Raw genomic sequence first — 17,227 nt, 5'->3', positions numbered from 1 at the left:
CAGCGCTTCGGCGCGGGGTGGAGCAGCCCGGTAGCTCGTCAGGCTCATAACCTGAAGGTCGCTGGTTCAAATCCAGCCCCCGCAACCAACATCACACATCACCTACCACGGAACACGACAGCCCGCCGGCTCGCGCCGCGCGGGCCTTTTGACGTTCCCGGCCGCACCACCAGAGCCGCCCGCCGCCCATGGATCGGGCCCCCGGCCCAAAGAGGGGAGGGAGCTCCAGGGCGTGCCTGGGCCGTGCCGGCGGCCGGCGCTATAGGATGAAGGTTGCACAGGCCGCATCCGAGCGCCTGGGCCTCTGCGTGAGGCGGCATGAATGTTCGGGGAAACGTCACGATGAGCGCCGCCCCTCCTGCGTCGGCGACGGAGGATGAGCGGTTCGCCGCCGTCCCAAGAGGCGGGCCGGGGCGCGTCGGCGAGGTGTTCCTCGTCTTCCTCAAGCTCGGCCTGACCTCCTTCGGCGGTCCGATCGCCCATCTCGGCTATTTCCGGCACACCCTGGTGACGCGTCGCCGCTGGATCGACGAGGCGGGCTATGCCGACCTCGTCGCCCTCTGCCAATTCCTGCCGGGACCTGCCTCGAGCCAGGTCGGCTTCGCCCTGGGAATCCTGCGGGGCGGAGGCCTCCTCGGCGGTCTCGCGGCCTGGACGGCCTTCACGCTTCCCTCCGCGCTTCTGCTGGTGACCTTTGCCTACGGTGCGAGCGCGCTCTCCGGCCCGGTCGCCGAAGGACTGATCCACGGGCTCAAGCTCGTCGCGGTGGCGGTAGTGGCACAGGCGGTCTGGGGCATGGCCCGCTCGCTCACGCCCGATCGTCCAAGGGCCTCGCTCGCCCTCGGCGCGCTCCTCCTCACCGTCTTTGCCCCCACGGCGTTCAGCCAGATCCTGGCGATCGCCCTCGGCGCCGTCGCGGGGCTCGTTCTGTGCCGCTCGGATGACGGGCCGGGCGGCGGCCCGCGCGCCGTTCCGATCTCGCGCCGGGCCGGCGGCGTCGCGGGCGCTCTCTTCCTGCTCCTGTTGATCGGACTGCCCGTCCTCGCACAGGGGCTCGGCTCGCACGCCCTGGCAGTGTCGGACGCCTTCTTCCGTTCCGGTGCCTTCGTCTTCGGCGGCGGCCACGTCGTCCTGCCGCTGCTGCGCTCGGCGGTGGTCGAACCCGGCTGGGTGTCGCCGGACGCGTTCCTGGCCGGCTACGGTGCGGCCCAGGCCGTTCCGGGACCGCTCTTCACGGTGGCCGCCTATCTTGGTGCCGTGGCGGAGCCGGGACCGAACGGCCCGGTCGGAGCCGCTCTGGCGCTGGTCGCGATCTTCCTGCCGGGTCTCCTGCTCGTCTACGGAACGCTGCCGTTCTGGGATGCCGTCCGGGCACGACCGGCGGCGCGGGCCGCCATGCGCGGGACCAACGCCGCCGTGGTCGGTATCCTGGCTGCGGCCCTCTACGATCCGGTCTGGACCGGCGCAGTCGGCACGCCGCGCGACTTTGCCCTCGCCGCGGTCGCCTTCGTTCTACTGACCGTCTGGAGGGCGCCGCCCTGGAGCGTCGTCGTGCTGACGGCCCTGGGCGGTCTCGTCCTCGCTCCGGGTTGAGAGCGGTCTCCGCTCAGGGCCGATCGCGGTGCGGGGCGGGCCGGTAGGCCTCCGCCGGCAGATCGCGCGACAGGCTCTCGCCGGTCGCGCGGCCCGGAGCCGGACTCGGCATCAGGCCGCCGCCGGTCCCTTCGGCCGGTTTGGGCACATCGGTGATGTAGCGCTGCGCTCCCCCCGGAGGCGGGTTCGCGACCGAGGGTTCGGTCGGAGGGGCTGCGCCCTGCGGCGTGGTGGGGGCGAGATAGCGGCGGCCAGCGTTGTCGGACGGCGTTGGCGGCGGTGGCCGCAGCGTCGGCGCGGCCTGCGGTTGGGCCGGAGGGATCGGGGCCGGCCTCGGTGCCGCCTCGGCGGGCGGCTCGCTGGGCGCGGGCCGGGCGGTCTGCCGCTTCGCCGGAGCGGGCTTTTCGCGTCGGACGGTCGGGGGACGCGGCCGGGCCGGTGCCGGCCGGGCGCCGGGTTCGCCGGGAAGGCTGATCGTCATCCGTTCGACCGCGGCCACGAGATCGTCGAGGCTGGCCTGCGCCGTGCGGCACAGCCGGATCCTCAGGGACAGGGCGCGCCGGCCCGCGGTCGGCGCCACCGAGCCATCGAACAGTCCGCCGCGACTCGCGACGCGCTGGGCCGTGCTCGCCCGCTCGAACCATTGCCACGCGTAGAGGCAGTCGCTGCCGAGCGCGAGGCCGAAGGGGCCGTAGCCGTTGCGCCGCGGCGCGACCACGCGAAGGGGCTGGCCCGGGAAGCGGACGGCGATCTCGCCCTCGATGCCGAACTGGCTCGGCTTGGCCAGCCGCGGCGGGAAGGCGAGCAGGAGGTCGCCGGTCTCATTGCGCAGGGCCACCTCGGCATGGTTGCGGCCGTCGCCGCCCTCGAAGCGGATGCGCTGATCGAACCCGTCGCGCAGGCGCGTCTCGACCACGCCGGCGACCGCCCCGGCCCCAGGCAGGCGCAGGACCGGCGCGGCCTGGGCCAAGGCAGACTGCGTGAAGGCGGACTGCGTCAAGCCGAAGTGGGGCAAGGCGGCCTCGGCGAGGAGCAGGATCGGGAGCGCCGCGAGAGGTCGGAGGAAACGCGATCTCACGGAAAGCCCTTCGCGTTCGGCCCGGTGCCGGAGGAGAGGCGGGAGGGGACGGAGAAGCGGTCGCTCTCCGGGCTCGTCGCGGACCGGCCGCGCTCGCCCTGCTGGTCCTGCCAGAGGGTGCCGGACGGCGGCGGAGAAAGCCCCTCCGGCTTGTCGAGACCGTTATAGCCCGGCAGCAGGGCGAAGCCGTAGCGCTCATAGGGCATCGCGCCCGCCCCGTTCACCCGCCGCGCCACCAGGGGCGGGCGTGCGGTCACCGGCTCGCGGGCATAGGTGCCGGGGGCGGCCGGTTCGGAGAGCGCCCGCTGCAGCGAGCCCGGCGGGTAGCGCAGCGGGTTGTCGACGGGCACGCTCAGTGGAAACTCGTTGCGCTGCACCGCCGCGGGCATGGTGCCGGTCTGGGAGCCGACATTGGCCGCGTCCGGCCGGGGCACACGGCCGTAAGAGGGGGCCTCGGGCTTCGGCTCGCTCCTCGCCTGCGCGGCCGGCCGGGCCGGTGGCGGCTGCGGGCCTAGGCAGGGCAGCGGCGGACCGCCCGGATCTTCGCGGAACAGCAGGTCGACGACCTTCGGAAACAGGCCGTCGTAGCGGTTCACGACCTCGAGATAAGGACGCTGGCGCTTCAGCCGCTGCAGCGTGAGCGCGTAGCCGAACACCGTGGTCTCGCTCGGCATCCAGGCGACGGCGCGTTGAAACCATTCGAGCGCCGTGTCGAACTGGCAGGAATTGTAGGCGTACCATGCCAGCCCCTGGGCGCCCTCGCCGGAGGCGGAGGCGATCACGACCTTGGCGTAGCGCTCGATCCGGGCCGGTTCGATGAAGGGCGGATTGGCCAGCGTCAGCTTGCGTTCGAGCACGTCGATGAACAGCAACTCGTTGCCGACGAAGCGGTCGCGCCAAGCATAGGCCACCTCCTCCGCCTCGCGCAGCATGTTCAGCTCGCGCAGGGTGTGGGCGAGGCCGTGGGCGACCATGGCATCGCCGCCGCGGCCGATGGCAAGCTTGAACCATTCCAGCGCCTCGCGGAACTGGCGCCGCTTGTAGGCGTACCAGCCGAGCAGGCCGGTCTGGCTCGGGTCGCCGCTCTTGCGGGCATAGGCCTGGAAGGCGGTGAGGTCGGCCAGCGTCGGCGTCTGGGCCGGCTCGTCGTGCAGGAAGGCGGCGATGCGGGCGCGGGTGATGTCGAGGCGGATCGCGTCGAATTCCGAGACGCCGTCCTGGGCCGACCGCCCCATGGCGATCAGCCGCTCGGCCTGATCCATCTTGAGATGGCTCATCGCCTTCTGGATGGTGGCGAGCCGTGCGCCCGCATCGGCACTGCCGTCCAGGACGGACTTGTAGAGGTCGAAGGCATCCTCGGACGCCCCGGTGACGGCCAGCGCGTCGGCGATGAGCCAGAGGCTCTCGAGGTCGGTCGGGTCGAGGGCGCCGGGATCGCCGCGGTAGAGCGCGCCCACCTCCTCGGCGTTCTTGCCCGAGGCGTTCCTCTCCGCAGCGGCCTTGATGCTGTTGCGGAATTCCGCCCGGCGGAGCTTGCGCGCGAGTTCCTCCGAGGGCTGCCAGTTCGGCTCCAGGGAGCGGCGCGTGGCGATCGCCGCGCGCAGGTCCTGGAAGCGCCCGGCGGTGAAGAGATCCCACAGCGGCGCCTCCTCGGGCGGGCTGGGCTGCAGGGTGTCGAGGTCGGCCGGTTCGGTCCAGCCCGGATAGAGCCGCTTCAGCCGCGCGATCTCGGCCTTCATCCGTGCGGTCTGCTTCTGCGAGGCGTAGTAGCGCAGCGCGCTCTCGTCGACCATGCCGGGCGTGCCGCCGGTCTCGGGATCGACCAGGATCGCCGGCGCGCGGGCGCCGTCGCCGTAGATGACGCGCGGAGCGGTCTCGGATCCCGGCTGCGCGCCGCCCTGGGCGAGCACGGGCTGGGCGAGCGCGGGCGCCGGGCCCGCGAGCAGGGCGAGGGCGGCGAGGACCGCCGCGGGAGACGTCAGGATTTCACGCATGACGGATACCGCATCCGGGCCGCGATCAGCGCGAGGAGGTGGAGGGTCGTCGGATAGTAGTTCTGATTGTCCTGCACCGTTCTTAAAGGTTCGGGAAACGGCGTGCCGTCGGCGGCGCAGGCGGTGAGCGCGGGGATCGCCGTGTAGCCCACCTCGCTCAGCCACTCGACCGGCCGCCCGTCGCGGGTGTCGACGATCGGCAGGCGCTCCCGGTCGATCCCGCCCCACAGCGCCTTGAACGGCGCGTAATCCTCCGGCCGCCCGACCCCGGCCCAGGCGAGATAGAGCGGCACGCGGATTGCGTTGTAGGAGAACAGCGGCGGAAAGCCGTCGGCGGGGCGCAGCGCCTCCTTGGCCGAGATCCACTCGGTCGGCAGGCTGCTCGGCCCGAACCGGGACTGGCGCAGGAAGTCGAGGCCGCTGCGGATCAGAGAGGCCCAGTCGTATTCGGGGGCGACGATCGCCAGCCGCTGGAAGGCGGGGAAGACCCAGTAGGACAGGTTGATCAGAGGGCCGTCGGCGCGCTCGCTGGCCGAGAAGCCGGAGACCGCCGGCAGCAGGACCGGCCCGTGCGGGTCCTTGAACAGGATCGTCTTGCGGCCGAACTCGACGGCGATGCGGCGCGCGGCGGTGCGATAGGAGGGTTCGCCCCAGGCCTCCGCCGCCTCGGTGAGCGCCCAGGCGACCAGGATGTCGCCATCGGTGGCGTTGTTCATGTCGGCCACCGCCGGGCGGTGGTCGGGCGCCCAGCGCCACGCCAGCAACTCGTCGGAGCGCACCATCAGGTTGGCGCGGGTCCAGCCCCAGATCCGCTCGAAGGCGGCCCGGTCGCCGGCCGCGACCGCGATCAGCATGCCGTAGCCCTGGCCCTCGCTGTGGCTGATCATACCGTTGGCGGTGTCGACGATCCGGCCCTGCTCGGTGACGAACCGCCCCCGGTAGGCGCGCCAGGCCGCGTCGTCGCCCAAGGTGTTGGCGAGGGCCGGGCCGGCATCGCTGCGCGCCGGCGTCTCGGGACGCGGCGGGCTCGGCAGGGCCGTGGCGGGGGGCACCGTGGTGGCCTCCGTCTGCTGAAGGGCCGGCTGCGTCGTCGGCGCGGGGGACGGCGGCTGTGCGGGCTGTTGGGGGGTCTGCTGGGCTGAGGCTGGCCCGGCCGCTGCCAGCGCGAGGGTCCACCCGGCGAGGCGCAGGACGGCACCGAGACAGGCACGGGCGTGGGACAGTGCGGGGGCGGGCCGCATCACGAGTTCCTCCGGCCGAGCTGACGCACGAGGCCCGTGGTGGCGAGGCCGAGGCATAGGGCCATGAACAGGGTCATGCCGACGTAGTAGCCGGGGTTCAGGGAGAGCCACGCCGCCGAGACCAGCCGGAAGTTCGCGAGCGACCACGTGCGGGTCTCGATCAGCGCGACGCGATCCGGCTGGACCGTGGTGAGGGTGCCGTCGGACGCGTCCAGAAAGGCGGCACGCCCGACGAGGCGGGTCCAGACCACCGGATCGACGAGGCAGGATACGGAGGCCTTGAGCATCGACGGGTTCGGGGCGGTGACGAGCACCGTGGTGTCGCCGAGCCGGGTTCCGCCGCTGTCCTCGGCGATGATCAGAGAGGCGCGGGGATTGACCGGCAGGTCCCCCGAGGCCGGCGCCTCGATCAAGGCCGTCACGCCGCTGCGCAGCCGCAGCGCCCAATTCGCGAGCCGGGTCCAGCCCTCCCGCAGGACCGTGGGGACGAAGGCCGCGCCCGACAGGGTCTGGTCCCAGCGGGCCACGAGCTCCTCGTCGGTTTCCGGGCTCGCCGAGCGCGGCGGGGGTCGCGATGCGGTCGCCGGGGCAAGGGCGGCGGCCGGGGCGGCGGCCGGCGCGGACGGGGCCGCCGCGGGGGCGGCCGCGACGCTGACCGGCACCGCGGCGGGCGGCAGGGCGCAGCGCATCGGCAGGTTGCGCCGCAGCCGGTCGAGGGTCAGCACGCCCTCGGGGCCGAACTGGCCCGGCGTCGCCACCGTCTCGGCCCGCCCCTGCCAGATGCGGCGGATCTCGTCGGGGTCGAGACCGACCTCTTGGATCGTCACCGGGTTAAGGGCGCGGGCGGGCGCCACCACGAGCTTGGCGCCGCCTTCCGTGCCGCCGGCATCGGGCACGAATTCAAAGTCGATCACGCGCTTGGCCGCGATGGCGAGCCGGGCGGCGAGCGTCGCGGCGGCATCCGCCGTCTCGCGGTCGGCGACGGGCAGCACGAGGCGCGGACGCCCGCCCGAGGCGGAAGCCGGCACGGCGAAGGGGACCGCGCCCGCCTTGACCGCCGCGAGGTCGGGGGTGCGCACGGCGCGCGCGAGCGCCGGGATCTCGAGGCGGGTGCGGTCGAGGAAGAGGAAGCGCGGCTGCCGCGCCGTCGGCGAGAGGGTGTCGCAGACCTTGTCGGAGGCGTTCGGCAGCTGCGCGCTGATCTCGACGCTGTTCAGGCCCGGCCGCCACAGGCTCAAGGGGAGCGGGATGGCCTGATCGTCGAACACCTCGCCGCGGGAATAGGGCAGCGGCACGCTGGCGGCGTTGCGGCCGTTGATGTCGACGACGATCTGGGCGCTCGAATCGAGCCCGGCGGCGTAGCCGCCGGCCAGGTGCAGCATCACCTTGCCGTAATCCGCCGGCACGAAATCGGCGGGAAAGCGCAGCTCGATCCGGGTGCGCAGCAGGCGCCCGTTGAACTCACGGCTCGTGACGCCGAGACGCGCCAGTTCGAGCCGCTCGCCGCCCTCCACCTCGTAGCCCCGGATCAGGGGCGCGAGCGCGGCGCCGGGCCCGCTTCCGCCGGAATCGCCGGCTGCGGCGAGCTGGGCGATCGCCGCCCGCACGTCCTCCGGGCCGGGTCCGGTCACGGCGAGCGTCGGGGCGCGGTTGCCCCGCGGCGGCAGCAGCGCGAGCCGCGGCCCGGTGATCGGTCCGAGATCCTCGACGCCGTCGGTGCCGCGGATCTCGGCGGCGGTCCCCACGAGGAGGTTGACGCCGCTGCGGCCGGACAGCGGCGGCCCGAAGCTCACCGCGGGCCGGGCGAGCCGGCTCACGACGGCCACGGCCTGCACGGCACCGATCATCCGCTCCAGGCGCGGCAGGGTCGGCTTCTCGTTGAGGAGCACGCCCATGGGCAGCGCCCCGCTCTCGTCGGGCTCCAGGGCGGCCAGCGATTTCAGGTCGAGATCGGCCGCCGGCGCGACCACGAGCCCGGATCGGGAGGGATCGATCTGGGTCCACAGCTCGTAGGTCGCGTCGATCGCGCAATCGACGCGGTGGCGCTGGCTCGCGGTGAGGGTGACCGCGTTGTAGCCGGCCTTGAGGACGCCGTCGGGGATCGCGAATTCCACGACCTTGACGGCGCCGGGCGCCTGGATGCGGGTCCAGCCGACCTTGGTGCCGTTCACGAGGCCGGTGAGTTCCGAGCCCTCCGGCGCCACCGAGATCGCCGAGAGGTAGGAGACGCGCAGCCGTGCCCCGCCCCGGACCTGCCCCTCGGTGAGGTAGACAGGGTATTGCAGCACGTCCTCCTCGCCGGAGAGGCGGAAGCCACGCGTGCCCGCGGGCAGGCGCCGGGCCGGGGCGATCGTCGCCTGCACCTGACTGCGGCGGGTGGCGTCCGGCGCCTCCGCGGGCGGACGGCCCGGCGCCGCCGACGGTTGCGCCGGGGATTGGGACGGCGACGGGTTCGGCTTGCGCAGGGCATCGCCGACCGGGGGCACCGTCAGGCGTTCGGCCGGACCGGTCCCGAGGAAGCTCTGCGCGCGGGCGCCCGAGCCCGCTAAACCCACCGCGACCGCGCAGGCGAGCGCGAGGGCGGGCGCACGGGCGATCCGGTGCCACGCTCCGGAGACGCTTCGTGGGGGGAGCCGCATCGCCATCCCCGTCACGCCGTGCCCGCTTCACGGCCGGACCGCCCGCCGAGTGCGCGCTCGTTCTCGTAGTCGAGCATCATCCGCACCCAGTCGTTCGAGGCGCGGGAGGGGGCTTGGTTCGGGGCTTGGCTCGGGGCCTGGTTCGGGACTTGGTGTGAGGCGTGGACCGCAGCCTGGGCGGAACCCGGCGCCCCGGCCGGCACGGGCTCCCTCTCAGCCGGCGCGGCGGCCCGGGGCGCGAGCGCCTGCGCCGAGGATGGAAGCAGCGGCTCGGGCAGGTTCGCCCCGGTCGGAGCCTGTTCCGGCGCGTCGTAGATCGGCGAAGTGCCGTCGATCACCGGGGCGACGGCCGGGCGCGCGTCGGCGGCAAGCGCGTAGCGCAGGGCGCGCACCGGCTCGGAGAATCCCCACCAGATGAATTGCAGCGTGCCGGTGAGGATGTCCTTGTGCCGGCGGCGGCGCATCTGGAAGCGGTGCATCGCCTCCGCGTCGCCGTACATCAGGCCGGCGAGCGCCACGTAATCCTGCGGACGCAGACGGCCGAAGCTCAGGCGGGCGAAGGCCTCGTCCTTGGCGCGATCGATCCCCTCCAGGGTCACCGGCAAGGCTCCGGCCGCGCGCGCGCCGGGCATCGGGACGACGGTGAGCGCGCCCGTCATCGTACGGTGCCCGATTCCGGCCGGCAGCAGGGCGGCGGGCAGGCGCACCGTGCAGGCCTCGGCGGAGACGCGCTCGATCGACACGTCGATGGCCCGGCCGCCCAGCGTGATCTGGCCGCGCCGGCTGATGGCGAGAGAGGGCGTCCGCTCGAGTTGGCGGCGCTCGGCGCAGACGCCGAGCGCCGCGCCCGCGGTGAGCAGGTTGAACAGGTTCCACAGGCCGACCACCAGCATCAGGTTGGTCACGCCCGGCTCGAACAGGTAGCGCCACGCCGCCACCGCACAGCCCACCGCGAGCAGCCCGTAGACGGCGAAGAAGGGGAGCGAGGCCGACGAGAGATGGTTGTGGTCGAGGCTGATGCCCTTGTCGGTGACGTTGAAGGTGGGTTTTCGCGGTGACCAGATCACCGAGACGATCGCCTTCGACAGGTACAGGCCCTGAACGAATTCGTAGAGTTCCGAAACGAAGGGCCAGCGGAATTTGCCGTAGACGTAGTTCTGCATCATCAGGTTGATGACGATGTAGGTCGCCGTGTAGGCGATCGACTCGTCGACGCTGGCAACGAAAATCTTCAGGTCGAAGAAGATGTGCAGCAGCGGCGCGAACATGAAGATCAGCCGCGGCACGGGGAAGAACCAGAACGTCATGCTCGAGAGGTAGGCGATCTTCTGGATCGGCTTGAGCCCCTTCTGCAGCACAGGGTTCTTCAGGAGCAGGATCTGGAACATGCCCTGGCACCAGCGCGAGCGCTGGCCGATGAAGGCCGAGAGCGTCTCAGGCTGGAGGCCGGCGATCAGGGGCTTGTCGACGTAGGCGCTGGTCCAGCCGCGGGAATGCAGCTCGAAGGCAGTCTCGCAATCCTCGGTGATGGTGATGCCGGAAAACCCCCCGGCCTCGTCGAGCGCCGTGCGGCGCAGGAGGGCGGCGGAGCCGCAGAAGAACGAGCCGTTCCACTTGTCGAGCCCGCGCTGGGTCACCGCGTAGAACATCTCGTTCTCCGACGGCATCCGGTCGAACGTCTTCAAATTCCGCTCAATCGGGTCGGGATTGAGGAAGGCGTGCGGGGTCTGGACGAGGAACAGCTTCGGATCCTCGGCGAAGTAGCCGACGGTCTCGCTCAGGAAGGAGCGGAACGGCACGTGGTCGGCGTCGAGCACGACGACGATCTCGCCGGTGGCGAAGGCGAGCCCGTTGTTCAGGTTGCCCGCCTTGGCGTGCTCGTTGCGGGCGCGGGTGAGGTAGCGGCAGCCGAGCGCCTCGGCGAGCGCGGTCAATTCGCGCCGCCGCTCGCGGGCGGCCTTGGCCTTTTCCGGGTTCGGATCGGCGCATTTCTGGTCCGACCCGCCGTCGTCGAGCAGCCAGACGGTGAGCTTGTCGGGCGGGTAGTTCATCTGGCGCGCGGCCGCCAGCGTCATCGCCAGGATGGCGGCGTCCTCGTTGTAGCTCGGCACGAACACGTCGACGGTGGGCAGTTCGGCCGCGCTCGCCGCCGGCGGCGGCCGCCGCTTGAGCGGGTCGGCGTTGATGATCAGGCTGACGAACAGGATGAAGACGCAGTAGAGCTCGCCGAGCAGCAGCAGCAGGCCGAAGCCGAAGCTGACCGGATCGCCGGGGGAGGGCAGCGTATCGGTGACCCGCCACAGGATGTAGCGGAGCACCACGAGGCTCCCGAGCGCCAGAAACACGAAGCGGGTGCGCGGTCCGTCGAGGAACAGCCATAGCAGGATCATCGCCGCCATGGCGGCGAGACTCATGGCGAGCTGGTTCTGAGTCCCGACCGGCTGGCTCAGCAGGACGAGGCCGGCGACCGTCGTTCCCATCCACGCCAGCCACCGCAGCGCACGTATCACACTCGCCACCCCTGCGTCGTGGACCGGTCCACCATGGAAATACGACGATTTCCGGATGCGTTCATGCGTTCGCCGCCCAACTCTGCCAACAGGGTTGATTTTGTGCTGGGAGGCGTCGCGTCACCCGTAGAAAAATATCCGAACCGGCGAAAGGACTTTCGCGGCTATAGAACGCAATATCAAGGAATGTCTTCCTGGTGCGAAAGTCAGACCTCGTCTGACAGGCAAGTACTTTGCCGCGCGTCGACGCGGCAAGGCGACGGATTGTCCGCGGGACGAGGCCGGCGGCCGGCACGGCGTGCGGCGCTCGCGACCGGACGGGGCGGATGCGGCTCCCGGCCTTTGCGGCCGTGCCGTTCCCATCGGGCCGGCCTCCGCCGGGCGGCCGAGCGCCCTAGAAATTCGCCCGCGCCTCGATGCTCGAATAGTAGCCCGTACCCTGCACCCGGTCCCGCACGTAGCCGGCCGCGAGCGACATCTGGACGGGGCCGAAGCTCAGCCCCGAGAGGTGGGCGCCGACGCGGTACTGGCGGAAGAAGTCGTCGCCGAGAAACAGCGCCTCCGGGCCGATATAGACCCCGTCGGCGACCATGTAGCCGACCCGGAAGCGGGAATAGTAGGCATTGAACTTGGTCGAGTAGGAGCCGTAGGCCGAGACCATGGTCCGGTCGGTCGGCGTCGCGTAGAAGTTGCCGGCGACCTTCAGGCCGACGCCGGTGCCCACGACCGGGTTGCCGGGGTCGGGGATCGAGAGCTGGTTGCTGCGGACGTTGAAGCCGATGTAGCCGGCGAGCGCCGCGTCCCGCCAGATCCACTCGTAGCCCGCGAGCAGCGAGCCCTCCTGCTGGTAGCCGGTGACCCGGGCGCCGACGGCCTGCCCGGGATAGGAGTAGGTGCCGGCCACGCCCTCGACGCGCACGCGCGCCCCGCTCACCGTCGGAGGGGTGCCCAGCGCGGTCGTCACGGTGACGGAGCCGAAGGCCGAGGAGTTGGAGGTGATGCTGGTCGAGCCATCGACGGCCACCGCCCAGCTGTCGTCCACCGCCTGCGTCTGCGCGCCGGTGTACCAGTCCACGCCGCTCGCCGCGGGCGCCGCGGCCGGCAGGTCGGCGGCACGGGCCGGAGAGGCGAACGCGGCCGTGAGGCCGCAGGCCAGAACACAGAGAGTCCCGGGAGTCCGTTGATGGTTGCGAGAAACCACAGCCATTCGATCCTCGGATACGCACACGCTACGCACCGATTTATCGGGCCTCACGGTTAACAGGAGCCTCTCGGAAATCGGAAAAACGCAGGGCTCGGCGCTCACGGGCAATGGCGCTCTGGGCAAGGGCGCTCTGGGCAACGGCGCTCTGGGCAAGACGGCCGCGATGGGGCGGGGCCGACAGACCGGTCCTACGCCGCTCGCATCTGCGGCGCCGCCGCGCTCAGCACCGCCGCGAGATCGTCCGGGCGGAAGGGCTTTTCGAGCTGCAGGAATCGCCGCGCCGCCGCCGGAAGGTGCCCGTGGGGGCTCGCCAGGATGATGCGGATGTCGGGATAGCGCTCGACCACCGTCGCGGCGAGCTGGAGGCCGGTCATCACCGGCATCGACTGGTCGGCCACCATGGCATCGTAGGCCGCGCTCTCGCACAGGAGGGCCAGCGCGTGCTCGCCCGAGGCCGCCTGAACCACCTCGTGGCCGAGATCGGTCAGCGCCTCGGCCACGCTCGCCCGGACCAGGCTGTCGCTCTCCACGAGGAGGACGCGCAGGGCGGGCTGCCACAGAGCCGGCTCCTCCGTCCGCCGCCCGGCGGCCCTGAGCCAGATCTCGGCGAGGAAGGCCTCCTCGCCGGTCCCGTCCGCGACGAGGTGCCAGCCGGCCTCGATCTCGGCGAGGAGCCGGGCCACCGTCTCCAGGGATTCGGGGCGCGGGGCGGACGGTGCCTGCCGGCCGGGTTCGTGCTGCCCGCTGGCGATGAGGAGACGCACGCAGGGTCCCGCCGGCCGGGCGTGACCGGGCTCCGCCTCGCCCTCGTGCTCGGCGGCGCCGATCGCGAAGCCGCGAAGCCTGTGATCGCGGAAATGGAAGGCGAGGTTGAGCAGGACGAGTTCGAGGATGCGCTCGGCGCACAGCACCTTCGGCAGGTCGCCGGGAACGCGGTTGATGACCGGCACGTCGCGCAGCACGTTGGCCCCCATGAAGGCGAGGGCGGCCTCGACGCTGCGGCCGACGTCGCATTCGGCAATCGTCCCGTCCTCGCCGCGCACGAGGCTGAGCATCCGCCGGGTCAGCGCCGCCCCGCGCCCGGCTCCCGCGAGGGCGGCATCGACGAGGCGTGCCGGCTCGGGGTTCAGGCCGTGGCGGCGGCGCAGGGTGCCGAGATTGGCGAGGATGACCGTCAGCACGTCGTTGAAATCGTGAACGATGCCGTCGGTCACGCGGCGCAGGACGGTGTTGCGCCGCCGCTCGTTCAGGCCGGCGGGCGTCTCCGCGCCGTCATCCCCGATCGCCCGGCTCAGGGCATGGATGCGGCGGCCGTCGCCGGCCTCACGCAGGAAGCGCACCAGCACCCGCCGCTCTGCCTCGGGAACGGAATCGCTCCCTTCAGCGCGGGCGCGCAGGACCACGTCGTGCGGCCCGTCCGCCCGGCGCGCGGCGTCGAGGGTGAGGTCGAGGAGCGCGCGATCCTCCGGCTCGAACCACGCGGCGAGGTCGGACAGGTCGGCGGCGTGGTCGGACGCCGCCGTCCCGGTGCTGTCGGCGTCCGACCAGACGACCCGGCGCGTCTCCGGATCGATCTCCCAGCAGGTCCAACCGGACATCGCCTCGAAGGTCTGGAGCCGGCCCTTGATCCGGTCGAGGCCGGTTCCCGCCAGCGCCAGCGCCGCGTCGCGGCTCCGGGAGCGGCCGGCCACCGCCTCGCTCAGCGCCGCGATCTCGCGCACCGGCGACGAGCCCGCCTCGTCCGGTCCGGCCTCGCCCGCGGCGAGACGCTGCAGCGGCTGCGAGGCATGCCCGCCCACGGCGTAGCCGAGCGCGGCGGCCGCGCCCACCACGGCGAGGGCCAGCGCCAGGACGCGTCCGTCCGGGAGCATGCCCGCCGCTGCGGCCGGAGGCGCGAAGGCGGTCACCACCCAGCCGGGGCTGCCGAGTTCGCGCCCGCCCTGGACGGGCACCGAGGCCGAGCGGTGCTCGCCCCAGGGCGCGGATGCGGTGCCTGCGAGCACCCGCCCTTCGGCGCCGCGCACCGTGAAGACGACCGTATCGGGCAGGTCGAGCGCCTGGCGCAGGCGCGGGCCGATCTCGAGATAGGCGGGGCCGGCGCGAAGCTGGATCCGGTCGGAGCGGCCGGGCATTCCGAGGGACAGGATGACGTCGAAGGGGGCCGTCTCGTCGCCGTCGTTGGTGGCGATGACGATCTCGGCGTTGCGCGCCCGGGCGAACCAGGGCTGCCGGGCCACGCTGCCGCCGGTTCGGCGCGGATCGGCGGCGGCGCGCACGCTCCCGTCCGCACCGATCAGGGCGGCATCCCCGTAGCGCGGGTTGAGGGTGAGCCAGTCGCGCAGCAGGGCGGCGCGGTCGGCCTCGCCCAGCGCCGGGTCGCCGGGGCGCAGCAGCAGCGCGAGGGTCCGCGCCTGCGCGACGCTGCCGTGAAGCTCCGCATCGACCGCTTCCGCGAAGGCCCGCGCACCCGTCAGGGCGGCCCTTTGCGCCCCGTCCACGGCCGGGCCTGCCCCGACGATCGCGGCTCCGATCCAGGCGAGTCCGAGCGCCGCCGCCGCGATCAGGGCGAGCTGGACCGCGTTCAGCACCTTGAGCGAGATCCGGACGGAATCCAGCATACGGGGGCTCCGCCGGCCCAGCCGGCCGGCCGCAGGGGGCCGGGATTGGCATGCCTGCCCTATAGGGGAGGGCGCTCAACGCTTAAGGGCCGGTTAACGCTGGTGGCATTCCGCAGATGGCCGCCCCGGAGCAGGCCGGAACGGCGATCAAGACGAAGATCAGGACGGACCGCACTCGGAGCCGTCGCCGCGTCGGACGATCGGATCCGCCCGGCCGACAGTCCGCGATTCGAATCGGACGCGATTCCGGGTGGCCTCGGCCGCGAGGGATTTGTGGCTTTTGTGGCATGAGCCTTGCCAGATGCCCCCCGCCGGCCGCGAGGACCGGCGACGGCGAGCACCCGAGTTCCCGCGCAAGCCCCCGCGCGGACGACTCCCGTGAGCGGTTCCAACGGGATGGGACCGGTCTCGCCGTCCTCAAGGATGCGGAGCGCGAGATCGAGATGAATGCAATGGCCCTTTCCGTCGCCGTCACCCCCGAGATGGCCGAGGATGCGCTGGCGGCGCAGCTGATCGAGATGACGGTCGAGGACTGCCAGCGCGCCTTTGCCGAGGGCAGCGTCACCGCCGAGGCGCTGGCACAGGCCTTCCTGTCGCGGATCGAGACCTACAACCCGCGCTACAAGGCGCTCATCGTGATGAATCCGCAGGCACTCGACGATGCCCGCGCCATCGATGCCCGCCGCGCGGCGGGCGAGGAATTGGGGCCGCTCGCGGGGGTGCCCGTCGTCATCAAGGACACGATGGACATGGCCGGCCTGCCGAGCACCGGCGGCTGGCACTTCCTCTGCGCCGAGGCCGGCGGCGTCGACCTGATCCCGGCGACCGACGCGCCGGTGACGGCGCGGATGCGCGAGGCCGGCTGCGTCATCCTCGGCAAGACCAACGTGCCGGTGCTGAGCCATACCGGCAGCCACGCCAACGATTCCTGGGCCGGCCCCACCCTCAACCCGGCCGCGCCCGATCGCATTCCCGGCGGCTCCAGCGCCGGCACCGCCACGGCGGTGGCCGCGAGCCTCGCCGTGCTGGGGCTGGCCGAGGAGACCGGCGGCTCGATCCAGAACCCGGCCTCGGCGCAGGGGCTGGTCGGCATCAAGCCGAGCTTCGGCCTCGTGCCGAATGCCGGTGTGATGCCGCTGGCCGGCAGCACCCGCGACGTGGTCGGGCCGATCGCCCGCTGCGTGCGCGACGCCGCGCTCACCCTCGACGCGCTCGCCGGCTACACCGCCGCCGACCCCAAAACCGTGGCCGGGATCGGCAAGCGCCCAGCCGGAGGCTATGCCGCCGGCCTCGAACCCGGCGCGCTGGCGGGCAAGCGCCTCGGCCTCTACGGGCCCGGCTGGCGCGACCTGCCGCTCTCGGAGGAGGCGTCCGCCCTCTACGCCCGTGCGCAGAGGGAACTCGAGGCCGCCGGCGCCACGCTCGTCGCCGACCCTTTCGCCGGCACGGGCTTCGCCGCCATCGCCGAGCCGACGCCGGGCCTCGTCTATTTCGACGCCCGCGGCTTCGAATCGGCGCCCTACGACCTCCAGCTCTACCTGGAGCGGATGGGGCCGGACGTGGCGATCCGCAGCTTCGCCGCCTTTGCCGAGGCCACCAAGGCCGAGGATGCCTTCGCGCCGGGCGGCGTGCTGCATCCGATCACCAACCTGCGCCAGCTCGCCGCCTGCCTCGCCGACCCGGCGAGTCCGCCCGACCTCTCCGACTTCCTCGCCGCCCGCGAGGCCTATCTCGCGCTGTTCGACCGGGTGATGGCGGAGCAGGGGCTCGACGCCCTGGTCTTCCCGCAGATGCGGGCCGAGCTGCCGCCGCTGCACGGGCCCGGTACGCTCTTGGAGACCACGGTCTGCGAGATCAACATCGCCGGCCTGCCGGGGGTGACGCTGCCGGCGGGCGCCTACGCCTCCGGCTCGCCGTTCAACCTGATCTTCGTCGGCCGGATGTGGAGCGAGGGCGACCTCCTCGCCTGTGCCTACGCCTACGAGCAGGCGACGCATCACCGCCGCGCTCCGGCCCTCGACGCCTGATTCCTCGGCGCCTGATTCGGTGTCCGGGTGATCGGTTCGGCCCAGCCCCACCGTCATTCCGGGTCGCTGATACGCGAGCCCGGAATCCACCCGTGATGCCACGTTGAGCCGCGCATCGCGGATGGATCCCGGGTTCCGCTCCGCGGCCCCGGGATGACAGGTCGCGGCACCGAAGGAGTCGATCGGAAGCGTTGCGAGGCTTTGAGGTGGGCAGCAGGCCCGTCCGGCTCCCGCGGGGCCGGACGGGCCTGTCTTGTGATCTTGTCCCGTGATCTTGCTGCGCGGACTTGCACGCTGTGGTCCCTGCACCCTGTGCATGTGTT

The 17,227-nt window shown here is 72.4% G+C and carries 9 protein-coding genes and 1 tRNA gene; 3 read left to right on the top strand and 7 right to left on the bottom strand.

Features of this window, described 5'->3' with window-relative positions; genetic code table 11:
- Positions 1-11: 11 nt before the first annotated feature.
- Together HNR01_RS21395 and chrA are read left to right on the top strand one after the other, a co-directional pair.
- Positions 12-88 (top strand) — tRNA-Met (locus HNR01_RS21395).
- Between the two features lie 254 nt (positions 89-342).
- On the top strand, positions 343-1,593 hold the full coding sequence (chrA, locus tag HNR01_RS21390; protein WP_210313493.1) for a chromate efflux transporter: 1,251 nt from the start codon (positions 343-345) through the stop codon (positions 1,591-1,593).
- A gap of 13 nt (positions 1,594-1,606) precedes the next feature.
- Here the strand turns inward: chrA and bcsN are convergent, their stop codons facing one another.
- The 7 genes from bcsN to HNR01_RS21355 all read right to left on the bottom strand — a co-directional run bounded on the left by bcsN (position 1,607) and on the right by HNR01_RS21355 (position 14,877).
- Positions 1,607-2,671 carry a cellulose biosynthesis protein BcsN gene (bcsN, locus tag HNR01_RS21385; RefSeq protein WP_183669640.1) on the bottom strand — a complete coding sequence of 355 codons (1,065 nt, stop codon included), beginning with the start codon at positions 2,669-2,671 and terminating at the stop codon, positions 1,607-1,609.
- Complete coding sequence (locus HNR01_RS21380) at positions 2,668-4,665, bottom strand: hypothetical protein (RefSeq protein ID WP_043377566.1); 1,998 nt, start codon at positions 4,663-4,665, stop codon at positions 2,668-2,670. The genes bcsN and HNR01_RS21380 overlap by 4 nt, the downstream gene beginning before the upstream one ends.
- On the bottom strand, positions 4,650-5,906 hold the full coding sequence (locus HNR01_RS21375; RefSeq protein WP_183669638.1) for a family 8 glycosyl hydrolase: 1,257 nt from the start codon (positions 5,904-5,906) through the stop codon (positions 4,650-4,652). Before HNR01_RS21375 ends, HNR01_RS21380 begins: the two co-directional genes overlap by 16 nt.
- Entirely contained in the window at positions 5,906-8,551 is a 2,646-nt protein-coding gene (locus HNR01_RS21370; protein ID WP_210313491.1) for a cellulose biosynthesis cyclic di-GMP-binding regulatory protein BcsB, read from the bottom strand. The genes HNR01_RS21375 and HNR01_RS21370 overlap by 1 nt, the downstream gene beginning before the upstream one ends.
- A gap of 5 nt (positions 8,552-8,556) precedes the next feature.
- Complete coding sequence (bcsA, locus tag HNR01_RS21365) at positions 8,557-11,064, bottom strand: UDP-forming cellulose synthase catalytic subunit (protein ID WP_183669634.1); 2,508 nt, start codon at positions 11,062-11,064, stop codon at positions 8,557-8,559.
- 385 nt (positions 11,065-11,449) lie between these two features.
- Complete coding sequence (bcsS, locus tag HNR01_RS21360) at positions 11,450-12,262, bottom strand: cellulose biosynthesis protein BcsS (RefSeq protein ID WP_183669633.1); 813 nt, start codon at positions 12,260-12,262, stop codon at positions 11,450-11,452.
- 185 nt (positions 12,263-12,447) lie between these two features.
- Positions 12,448-14,877 (bottom strand): response regulator, encoded by a 2,430-nt coding sequence (locus HNR01_RS21355; RefSeq protein WP_183669631.1) that lies wholly within the window; start codon positions 14,875-14,877, stop codon positions 12,448-12,450.
- 443 nt (positions 14,878-15,320) lie between these two features.
- Between HNR01_RS21355 and HNR01_RS21350 the strand changes: the two genes are divergently transcribed.
- Complete coding sequence (locus HNR01_RS21350) at positions 15,321-16,904, top strand: amidase (RefSeq protein ID WP_183669629.1); 1,584 nt, start codon at positions 15,321-15,323, stop codon at positions 16,902-16,904.
- The last annotated feature ends 323 nt before the right edge of the window (positions 16,905-17,227 follow it).

The sequence above is a fragment of the Methylorubrum rhodesianum genome, assembly GCF_014199985.1.
Lineage (GTDB): Bacteria > Pseudomonadota > Alphaproteobacteria > Rhizobiales > Beijerinckiaceae > Methylobacterium > Methylobacterium rhodesianum.
The sequence above is the reverse complement of the archived record's forward strand: the minus strand, read 5'-3'. Positions and strand labels throughout refer to the sequence as shown.

What these genes read in the sequence shown, in the direction of transcription:
- bcsS (WP_183669633.1), bottom strand. Translation starts at nt 12,262, where the DNA reads ATGGCTGTGGTTTCTCGCAACCATCAACGGACTCCCGGGACTCTCTGT.
- HNR01_RS21380 (WP_043377566.1), bottom strand. Translation starts at nt 4,665, where the DNA reads ATGCGTGAAATCCTGACGTCTCCCGCGGCGGTCCTCGCCGCCCTCGCC.
- HNR01_RS21355 (WP_183669631.1), bottom strand. Translation starts at nt 14,877, where the DNA reads ATGCTGGATTCCGTCCGGATCTCGCTCAAGGTGCTGAACGCGGTCCAG.
- chrA (WP_210313493.1), top strand. Translation starts at nt 343, where the DNA reads ATGAGCGCCGCCCCTCCTGCGTCGGCGACGGAGGATGAGCGGTTCGCC.
- HNR01_RS21375 (WP_183669638.1), bottom strand. Translation starts at nt 5,906, where the DNA reads ATGCGGCCCGCCCCCGCACTGTCCCACGCCCGTGCCTGTCTCGGTGCC.
- HNR01_RS21350 (WP_183669629.1), top strand. Translation starts at nt 15,321, where the DNA reads ATGAATGCAATGGCCCTTTCCGTCGCCGTCACCCCCGAGATGGCCGAG.
- HNR01_RS21370 (WP_210313491.1), bottom strand. Translation starts at nt 8,551, where the DNA reads ATGGCGATGCGGCTCCCCCCACGAAGCGTCTCCGGAGCGTGGCACCGG.